The sequence below is a fragment of the Mesorhizobium sp. M7A.F.Ca.US.011.01.1.1 genome (genome assembly GCF_003998295.1).
GTDB lineage: Bacteria > Pseudomonadota > Alphaproteobacteria > Rhizobiales > Rhizobiaceae > Mesorhizobium.
Genome location: NZ_RZRT01000005.1, coordinates 279,743 through 287,588, shown reverse-complemented (window position 1 = coordinate 287,588; position 7,846 = coordinate 279,743). Strand labels below are relative to the sequence as shown.

The window sequence follows — 7,846 nt, the reverse complement described above, 5'->3', positions numbered from 1 at the left end:
TGCCAAGCGAACAGTCGAAACCGTCTGTGACGCCATCGGCCAAATCCTCGGCACCGTCACGTCAACCGAATGCCGAAATTACTTCACAGAGGCAGGCTATGCCCAACCTAAATTCATCCCGCTCTAGCCGATTGACGGGGGAGAGGAAAGGCGCGAACCTGTTGCAGCACGGCTCCCTTCCTCCCTTCGGGAGAGAACTCACGAGGCGGTGAGGTCACGCCAGAATGACAACGACCGAAACCAACCCGAACAGGGCGATCAGCAGATAGTCGGCAACGCGATAGAGTTTCAGCGCCTGCCTGATGTCGAGGCTGTCGGCTTCGCGCCGCCCACCTTCGCCCATGAAGACGTCGTCGACCAGGACGCCGCCGTAGCTGCGCGGTCCGGCGAGCGACAGGCCGAGCGCGCCGGCCATCGCCGCTTCCGGCCAGCCGGCATTGGGTGAGCGATGTTTTTTCGCGTCGCGCAATACCGCATGCCAGGCATTTTTCGCATCAGCGCCTTTGACGAGGAACGCCGCCAGCACGATCAGCAGCGCCGTCAGCCGCGACGCCGGTAGATTGATCCAGTCGTCGAAGCGCGCCGCTGCCCAGCCGAACGCCTCGTGGCGCGGGGTGCGGTGGCCGATCATCGAATCGGCGGTGTTGGCGGCCTTGTAGGCGGCGCCGCCGGCCAGGCCGCCGACGCCGGTCCAGAAAGCGGGGGCGACGATGCCGTCAGAGAAATTCTCGGCCAGGCTCTCGATCGCCGCGCGGCAGACGCCGGCCCTGTCGAGCGTTTCAGGGTCGCGGCCGACGATCCGCGAAACGGCAACGCGGCCCAAAGCCAGGCCGCCGGTGTCGAGCGCGTCAGCCACCGCCTCGACATGCTCATAGAGGCTCTTTTGCGACAGAAGCGACGTTGCCAGAAGGGCCGTGATGACGAGGCCCATGGGAACGAACCAGAACAGGATCTGCACGCCCAGGCCAATTATCGCCGGCACCAGCACGATGACCAGCAGCGCCTGGACACCACGCTTGCGACGCAGCGCGTCGGGATCAGTGGCGCGGTTGAGCCTGTGGTCGAGAAAGGATATCAGCCTGCCGAACCACGTCACCGGATGGCCGATGGCGCGAAACAGCCAATCGGGGTAACCGAGGGCGAATTCGACGGCCAATGACAGGAAAGCGATCAGGACTGACATGAAGCTTCTTAATGGGGCGGTTGTGGACCATGGTGGAAGTCTTGGCCGCGCGAGGGCGCTTTTTCCCAACGCCCTGCTGCCATTCGTCGACCTCTCGACCGGTATCAATCCGCACTCCTACCCGCTTTTCGACCTGCCCGCCACCACCCTGTCGCGGTTGCCGGAATCAGGGCGCGCGCGCGACCTGATAGAGATCGCGGCCAGCACCTATGGGGCGCCGTCGCCAGCCAACATCGTGGCGGCACCGGGCACGCAGATCCTGTTGCCGCGCGTCGCCTCGCTGATTACCCCCGGAAGGGCGCTGGTGCTGGGTCCGACCTACGCCGAACATGCCCGCGCAGCAGTGATCGCCGGGCACGCGGTGACCGAGGTCGGCGATTTCGCTGACCTGGCGGACGCCGACCTTGCCATCATCGTCAATCCGAACAATCCGGATGGACGTGTCATCGAGCGCGACCGGTTGCTGGCTCTGGCCGCCGGATTGCGCGCCAAGGGCGGGCTGCTGGTTGTCGACGAAGCGTTCATGGATGTTGGGCCGCGCAAGCATAGCCTCTGCGGCGATGTCGGCCAGGGCGTCGTCGTCGTGCTGCGCTCGTTCGGCAAGTTCTTTGGTCTGGCCGGCCTGCGGCTCGGTTTTGCACTTTCCGATGCTGTGACGGTCGAACGGCTGGAAACACAATTCGGGCCATGGGCCGTCGCCGGCCCGGCGCTGGAATACGGCATCCGCGCGCTTGCCGATATTGGCTGGCAGGACGCGATGCGGACGGCGCTGGCTGATGAATCGGCGCGGCTCGATGCGCTGTTCGGCCGCTTCGGTATTCCCGTCGTGGGCGGCACCACGCTGTTTCGTTTTCTTCGCCTGCCGCATGCCGCCGATTTGTTTGCCGCGCTCGGCGAGCGCGGCATCCTGCTTCGCCATTTTGCCGATCGGCCTGACGTTCTGCGCGCCGGCCTGCCGGGGAGTGAGGAGGAATGGCAGCGGCTCGAGACCGCTCTTGCCGAATGGGCGTCGCGGCGCGAGCATCAATCGAAGGGTTCAAAACAATGATCCATGTCTGTTCGCTGGCAAAGATCGAGGAAACGGTGGCCAGGACCGGCGCCGACCGCATGCTGTCGCTGCTTGCCGCCGGAACGGAGGTGGTCCGTCCGGCGTCGATCGCCCGAGAAAACCATCTGCATCTGGTCATGCATGACATCGCGGCGGCGCAGGACGGCATGACCATGCCGGGCGAGGAGCATGTCCGTAACCTGCTCGATTTCGCGCGCCGCTGGGACCGGGCAAGGCCGATGCTCGTGCATTGCTATGCCGGCATCAGCCGCTCGACGGCTTCGGCCTATATCATCGCGGCCGCATTGGCGCCGAAACGCGACGAGGCCGAACTGGCGCGGACGCTGCGGGCGCTGTCGCCCTCGGCAACACCCAATCCGCGACTGATCGCGGTGGCCGATGCGTTGCTTGATCGCAACGGCCGCATGATCGAGGCGATCGAATCGATCGGGCGCGGCGCCGATGCCTTCGAAGGCACGCCCTTCGCGCTGAGGATCGACAGCTAGCTGCCCCACGTCGTTGTTCGATTATCGAGTGCCTTCATTCGCCCAATCTTCATGCCCGTGGCGTACCCGGACAATGAACACGTCGTCGTCGGCTTCGATCCGGTAGACGACAAGATGGGCTTTGAAGGGATGGATACGCATCGGTGGCCTCAATTCAAGCCGCTCCCGCGCTATTCGGGGACTGGCAGCGATCAGGTCAAAGATCGTGAACAACTCGTCATGATACTGTCTGGCCTGCACAGCGCCGAACAGGCGCACCCCTTGCTCGGCAATACCGACGATGTCCTCTTCCGCGGCTAAAGAAAGGCGAAATCCCACTACCTATTGCCGGATGGCTTTTCAGCGCGTTTAACCGCCTCCGTGAAAAGCGCGTCCCTGGATCGATTGCCGATGCCACTCTTCAAGCCATCATCGACAAAGCGCTGCATGGCGGCAATCTTGTCGTTGCGCTCCTGATCCCGACGGATCAAATCGCGCACATAGTCGCTCGCGTTGGCGTAACGGCCCGTTTCGGTTTGCGCCTCAACCCAATCTTTCATCGGGTCGGGCAATGATACGTTCATCGTTGCCATACTGGTCTCCATATCCCGTCCAGTATGGTCCATTTTGGCAAAGTTTGTCAAAATCTCTTGTCCGGAAATCTCTTGTGCAAAAGCGTGATTGTCTGATCCGCCCTCCGTCGCCTGGTTTGTTCAAGAGGACAGCGTTTGCCTTTCGATGCCAGACCACTGGTTTGGAGGCTACGTCAGCCAGTCCGCGAGCTTCGCCTTGCGGACATCCCGCAGCAGGCTGATGAAGCCGTCGGCCTGATATTCTGCCGTCAGCCGGCCCTTCTCCGCCGTTGCGATGCTGGCATCGCCGACGACGCCGTTCGGGTTGAGATCGCCAGCGATCCAGGCAAAGGCGTGGGTGCCGGTGTGGCGCAGCAGCGAGAATTCCTTCTCGGCCTTGGCGACATTGGAAACGAAATTGTCGGCCTTGCCCATGTCGACGAGGTCCGGCCGGAAATGCAGCATCAGCGAGGTCTCGACATCGCCGCCATGGATGCCGTGACGGTCCTCCAGTTCGGTGTACATGCCGGCCGGACGACCAAAACGCTGCCAGCTGGTCTTTACCGCCAGCATCTTTTCACGCACGCGCAGTTCGCGCGTGACAATGCCCATGATCTCTTCGTTGCCGCCATGCGAATTGACCACGATCAGCTTGCGCACCCCGGCGCGCGCGATCGACAGGCCAAGCTCGGTCCAGGCTTCTATCAGCGTGGTTGCCGGCAGAGTGAGGGTGCCCGGCGCATGCAGATGTTCGTTCGACTTGCCCACCGCCTGGACCGGCAGGATGCGGATGTCGAGATTGTCGGGCAGGCGGGCGATGACCGTGTCGAGCATGCCGTTCATGATCGAGGTGTCGGTCGAGACAGGCAGATGCGGGCCATGCTGCTCGATCGCCGCCACCGGCAGCACGGCGATCGTCGCCTCCGGATCGATCGAGGCGTATTCGGTGGTCCGGTAGTCCCCCCACCACACACGTTTCTTCGCAACAGTCATGTCATGCCTCTTCGATGAACGGCCAGACCTAGCGCGGCGGAGGTTGTCTGTCGATCACCCGGCCGCGATGGCCTCGACCTCGACCTTGAATTCGGGGCGGGCAAAGCCGGAAACGATCATCAGCGTCGAGGCCGGCGCGGGGCTGGAAAACAGCTGGTCGCGGACATCCATATAGGGCCGCAGATGCGCGCGGTCGGTGACATAGGCGTTGATACGGATGATGTCGCGTAGGCCCAGCCCGGCTTCGCCGAGAATCGCTTCGATGTTGCGGAAGCAGAGTTCGGCCTGCGCGCCGGCGTCTTCGGGAATCTGGTCGTCCGCGGTGATGGCGACCTGACCCGAGCACAGCACCAGCCGCTTGCCAGCCGGCACCTCGACGCCGTGGCTGTAGCGAGCAAAGGGCGGCTTGATCGACTTCGGGGTGAGGAATCTGAACATGGCAATCTCCTGGATGCCGTCAGCCTAAAGCCGGACCCACTACACCTTCAAGATGGCGGTGCATGTTGCCCGGGCGATTATGGACAGCCGTTCAAAAAATAGGCACGATGCCTTCCGTACAGCATGACCCGTCCGCGCTTGGCATGGCAACGTCTTTCAAGCGGGCGGCCCCGGCGCCAGACGCCGGTGGCATGTGTCTTGCTTCTTGAATCTTTGGTGTCGAGCCTGGCGCGTGGCGCGCCGGAGCAAACAGAGGGTGGTGTCGATGTACGGAAAACAGAAGATCTCGGTGGCGGTTGTGGCCCTGCTTGCAGCCAGCACGCTGGGTGCTGCTGCGAATGAGAAAGTCACCTTCGGCACCAACTGGTTGGCCGAGCCGGAGCATGGCGGATATTACCAGTCCGTGGCGGACGGCACCTATGCTGCCTGCGGCCTCGACGTCACCATCATGCAGGGCGGTCCGCAGGTCAGCGGCCGGCCGATGCTGCTGGCCGGCAAGATCGATTTCTACATGGGCGGCAATCTGCTGTCGGCTTTCGATGCCGTGCAGCAAGGCATTCCCATGCGCGTGGTGGCGGCGGATTTCCAGAAGGACCCGCAGGTCATCATGTCCCATCCCGGCGAAGGGCTCGACAAATGGGAGGACCTGAAGAACGCCGACCAGTACATATTGGGTGACGAGGGCGTGCAGACCTTCTTCCAGTGGATGGTCATCGAACTCGGCTTCGATGCCTCCAAGCGCGCGCCCTACACCTACAACACCGCTCCCTTCCTCGCCAACAAGAAGTCGATCCAGCAGGGCTACGTCACCTCCGAGCCGTTCGCGGTCAAGAAGGAGGGCGGCTTCGTGCCGAACCAGTTCCTGCTCGCCGACTATGGCTGGGACACCTACTCTACGACGATCGAGGTGATGCAGGACACGATCGACAAGAAGCCGGAGGTAGTCCAGTGCTTCGTCGATGGCTCCGCCAAGGGCTGGTACAAATATCTCTACGGCGACAACAAGGCCGCCAACGACTTGATCAAGAAAGACAATCCCGACATGAGCGACGAGCAGATCGCGTTCTCGATCGAGCAGATGAAGAAGTTCGGCCTGGCCGATTCCGGCGACACCGAAAAGCTCGGCATCGGCGCCATGACCGACGAGCGGATCAAGAGTTTCTACGACAAGATGGTCAAGGCCAAGGTCACGCCAGCCGGCATCGACATCAAGAAGGCCTACACGCTGACCTTCATCAACAAGGGCGTCGGGCTCGAGCTGAAGAAATAGGCCGGTCCCCGCATGATAAGGGAAAAAGTGGCGCCAGCGCCGGCTGTGTCGGGTACGGCCCCGACGCTTCTGGCGCTGCGCGGCGTCGGCAAGGTATTTTCCAACGGCGTGACGGCGCTCAGCGATGTCGACCTGACCATCCGGGAAGGCGATTTCCTCAGCCTGCTCGGACCGTCGGGCTGCGGCAAGTCGACGGCACTGCGGCTGATCGCCGGCCTGTCGACGCCGACCTCCGGCGTGCTCGATTGGCGCGGCGGCGGCGCGCTTGACCGCTCGAACATCGGCTTCGTATTCCAGGAGCCGACGCTGCTGCCCTGGGCCAGCGTCTTCGACAATGTCTGGCTGCCGCTTCGGCTGAAAGGCGTAAGCCGCGCCAGTGCCGCGCCAGTGGTGACGGAAATGCTGGCGCGGGTGCACCTGACCGGCTTCGAAGATGCGGTGCCGCGCGAACTGTCCGGCGGCATGAAGATGCGCGTCTCGATCGCGCGGGCCATGGTGACCAAACCGCGCGTGCTGTTGATGGACGAGCCGTTTGCAGCGCTGGACGAGATCACCCGCTTCAAGCTCAACAATGATCTGCTGGAGCTGTGGCAGGACGAACGCTTCACCGTTGTCTTCGTCACCCACAGCGTCTTTGAAAGCGTGTTCCTCTCCAACCGCGTTGTCGTCATGGCGGCGCGGCCGGGCAGGGTGTTCGACGAACTCGCCATCGAGGCCTCCTATCCGCGCGACGAGGCGTTTCGCACTTCGCCCGACTATGCGGCGCTCTGCCGTCAGGCCTCCGATGTGCTGGTCCAGGCCATCAATTCAACAGCAGGCGCGCATCATGACGGCCATTGACGAGCGCGTGCTCGAACTCGACCCCGAGGAAGCACGCCGCGTGCGCCAGGAGCGGTTCGAACGGATCGGCCGCTGGGTGCTGCCGCTGGCGATCATGATGCTGGCGATCTGGCTGTGGGATCGCATCTGCGTCTGGAACGAGATCCCGCAATACATCCTGCCGCGCCCCGGCGTGGTTCTGTGGACGCTCTACAACGATGCCGGCTTGCTGTTTTCCTCACTGCTGGTGACCTTGCGCATCACCTTCCTCAGCCTGGCTCTGGCGGTCGTCGGCGGGGTCGGGCTGGCGGTGCTGTTCGCACAATCGAAATGGGTGGAGATGTCGTTCTTCCCGTTCGCCATCGTGCTGCAGGTGACGCCGATCGTGGCGATCTTTCCGCTGATCAATATCTATGTGAACGACCAGACGACCAAGCTTCTGCTGTGCGCCTGGATCGTCGCCTTCTTTCCGATCCTGTCCAACACCACGCTTGGCCTCAACTCCGTCGACCGCAATCTGCGCGACATGTTCAAGCTCAACGGCGCGACGCGCTGGCAGCAATTGCGCTATCTCAGGCTGCCGGCGGCGATGCCCTATTTCCTCGGCGGGCTGAAGATCGCCGGCGGCCTGTCGCTGATCGGCGCGGTGGTGGCCGAGTTCGTCGCCGGCACCACCGGCCAGTCGTCCGGCCTTGCCTCGCGCATCATCGAGGCCGGCTACCGGCTCAACGCGCCGCGGCTGTTCGCGGCGCTGTTCCTGATCTCGCTGACCGGCATTTTGATCTTCCTCGTGCTGTCGCTGATTTCGCATCTCATTTTGCGGCGCTGGCACGAAAGCGCACTGAAGCAGGAGCGCTAGGATGACTGAAAGGTTGGTGCGAAACGCCCCCCTCTGGCCTGCCGGCCATCTCCCCCTCGAGGGGGGAGATCAACTGTATGTTTTGTTTTCGCCAATTTCAAATGTTGCAAGAGGAGCGGCGTGGCTGAAGCAGCCAATCTCCCCCCTTGAGGGGGAAATGTCCGGTAGGACAGAGGGGG

Annotated in this window: 10 protein-coding genes; 5 read left to right on the top strand and 5 right to left on the bottom strand. The window is 62.9% G+C overall.

The genetic code is table 11. The features are described 5' to 3' along the window. Nucleotides 1-214: 214 nt before the first annotated feature. Entirely contained in the window at nucleotides 215-1,183 is a 969-nt protein-coding gene (cbiB, locus tag EOA13_RS09920) for an adenosylcobinamide-phosphate synthase CbiB (RefSeq protein ID WP_127291903.1), read from the bottom strand. Between cbiB and cobD the strand changes: the two genes are divergently transcribed. Together cobD and EOA13_RS09910 are read left to right on the top strand one after the other, a co-directional pair. Continuing rightward, nucleotides 1,182-2,231 (top strand): threonine-phosphate decarboxylase CobD, encoded by a 1,050-nt coding sequence (cobD, locus tag EOA13_RS09915; protein ID WP_127291900.1) that lies wholly within the window; start codon nucleotides 1,182-1,184, stop codon nucleotides 2,229-2,231. The genes cbiB and cobD overlap by 2 nt on opposite strands. Beyond that, on the top strand, nucleotides 2,228-2,737 hold the full coding sequence (locus EOA13_RS09910; RefSeq protein ID WP_127291897.1) for a tyrosine phosphatase family protein: 510 nt from the start codon (nucleotides 2,228-2,230) through the stop codon (nucleotides 2,735-2,737). Before cobD ends, EOA13_RS09910 begins: the two co-directional genes overlap by 4 nt. Nucleotides 2,738-2,758: 21 nt before the next feature. On the opposite strand, the gene EOA13_RS09905 is transcribed toward EOA13_RS09910, so the two are convergent. The 4 genes from EOA13_RS09905 to EOA13_RS09890 all read right to left on the bottom strand — a co-directional run bounded on the left by EOA13_RS09905 (nucleotide 2,759) and on the right by EOA13_RS09890 (nucleotide 4,719). Next, nucleotides 2,759-3,055, bottom strand: coding sequence for a type II toxin-antitoxin system RelE/ParE family toxin (locus tag EOA13_RS09905; protein ID WP_127291894.1), 297 nt, complete (start codon nucleotides 3,053-3,055; stop codon nucleotides 2,759-2,761). Next, a complete protein-coding gene (locus tag EOA13_RS09900) occupies nucleotides 3,055-3,309 on the bottom strand; it encodes a type II toxin-antitoxin system ParD family antitoxin (protein ID WP_023812358.1) in 255 nt (84 codons plus the stop codon). The genes EOA13_RS09905 and EOA13_RS09900 overlap by 1 nt, the downstream gene beginning before the upstream one ends. A gap of 168 nt (nucleotides 3,310-3,477) precedes the next feature. Next, on the bottom strand, nucleotides 3,478-4,281 hold the full coding sequence (locus EOA13_RS09895) for a creatininase family protein (RefSeq protein WP_127291891.1): 804 nt from the start codon (nucleotides 4,279-4,281) through the stop codon (nucleotides 3,478-3,480). A 54-nt stretch (nucleotides 4,282-4,335) separates the two neighbouring features. Beyond that, complete coding sequence (locus EOA13_RS09890; RefSeq protein WP_127291888.1) at nucleotides 4,336-4,719, bottom strand: RidA family protein; 384 nt, start codon at nucleotides 4,717-4,719, stop codon at nucleotides 4,336-4,338. Between the two features lie 265 nt (nucleotides 4,720-4,984). Between EOA13_RS09890 and EOA13_RS09885 the strand changes: the two genes are divergently transcribed. From EOA13_RS09885 to EOA13_RS09875, 3 genes are read left to right on the top strand one after another with little or no spacing between them, the layout of a single operon-like run. Then, a complete protein-coding gene (locus EOA13_RS09885; protein ID WP_127258460.1) occupies nucleotides 4,985-5,989 on the top strand; it encodes an ABC transporter substrate-binding protein in 1,005 nt (334 codons plus the stop codon). 12 nt (nucleotides 5,990-6,001) lie between these two features. Continuing rightward, the gene (locus tag EOA13_RS09880; RefSeq protein WP_127291885.1) at nucleotides 6,002-6,829 is read left to right on the top strand and encodes an ABC transporter ATP-binding protein; all 828 of its coding nucleotides are present in this window, start codon (nucleotides 6,002-6,004) and stop codon (nucleotides 6,827-6,829) included. Next, a complete protein-coding gene (locus EOA13_RS09875; RefSeq protein WP_127291882.1) occupies nucleotides 6,816-7,667 on the top strand; it encodes an ABC transporter permease in 852 nt (283 codons plus the stop codon). Before EOA13_RS09880 ends, EOA13_RS09875 begins: the two co-directional genes overlap by 14 nt. Nucleotides 7,668-7,846 lie beyond the last annotated feature (179 nt).

Coding starts and splice junctions, on each gene's coding strand:
- cbiB (WP_127291903.1), bottom strand. CDS start 1,183: ATGTCAGTCCTGATCGCTTTCCTGTCATTGGCCGTCGAATTCGCCCTC.
- cobD (WP_127291900.1), top strand. CDS start 1,182: ATGAAGCTTCTTAATGGGGCGGTTGTGGACCATGGTGGAAGTCTTGGC.
- EOA13_RS09875 (WP_127291882.1), top strand. CDS start 6,816: ATGACGGCCATTGACGAGCGCGTGCTCGAACTCGACCCCGAGGAAGCA.
- EOA13_RS09910 (WP_127291897.1), top strand. CDS start 2,228: ATGATCCATGTCTGTTCGCTGGCAAAGATCGAGGAAACGGTGGCCAGG.
- EOA13_RS09900 (WP_023812358.1), bottom strand. CDS start 3,309: ATGGCAACGATGAACGTATCATTGCCCGACCCGATGAAAGATTGGGTT.
- EOA13_RS09895 (WP_127291891.1), bottom strand. CDS start 4,281: ATGACTGTTGCGAAGAAACGTGTGTGGTGGGGGGACTACCGGACCACC.
- EOA13_RS09880 (WP_127291885.1), top strand. CDS start 6,002: ATGATAAGGGAAAAAGTGGCGCCAGCGCCGGCTGTGTCGGGTACGGCC.
- EOA13_RS09890 (WP_127291888.1), bottom strand. CDS start 4,719: ATGTTCAGATTCCTCACCCCGAAGTCGATCAAGCCGCCCTTTGCTCGC.
- EOA13_RS09885 (WP_127258460.1), top strand. CDS start 4,985: ATGTACGGAAAACAGAAGATCTCGGTGGCGGTTGTGGCCCTGCTTGCA.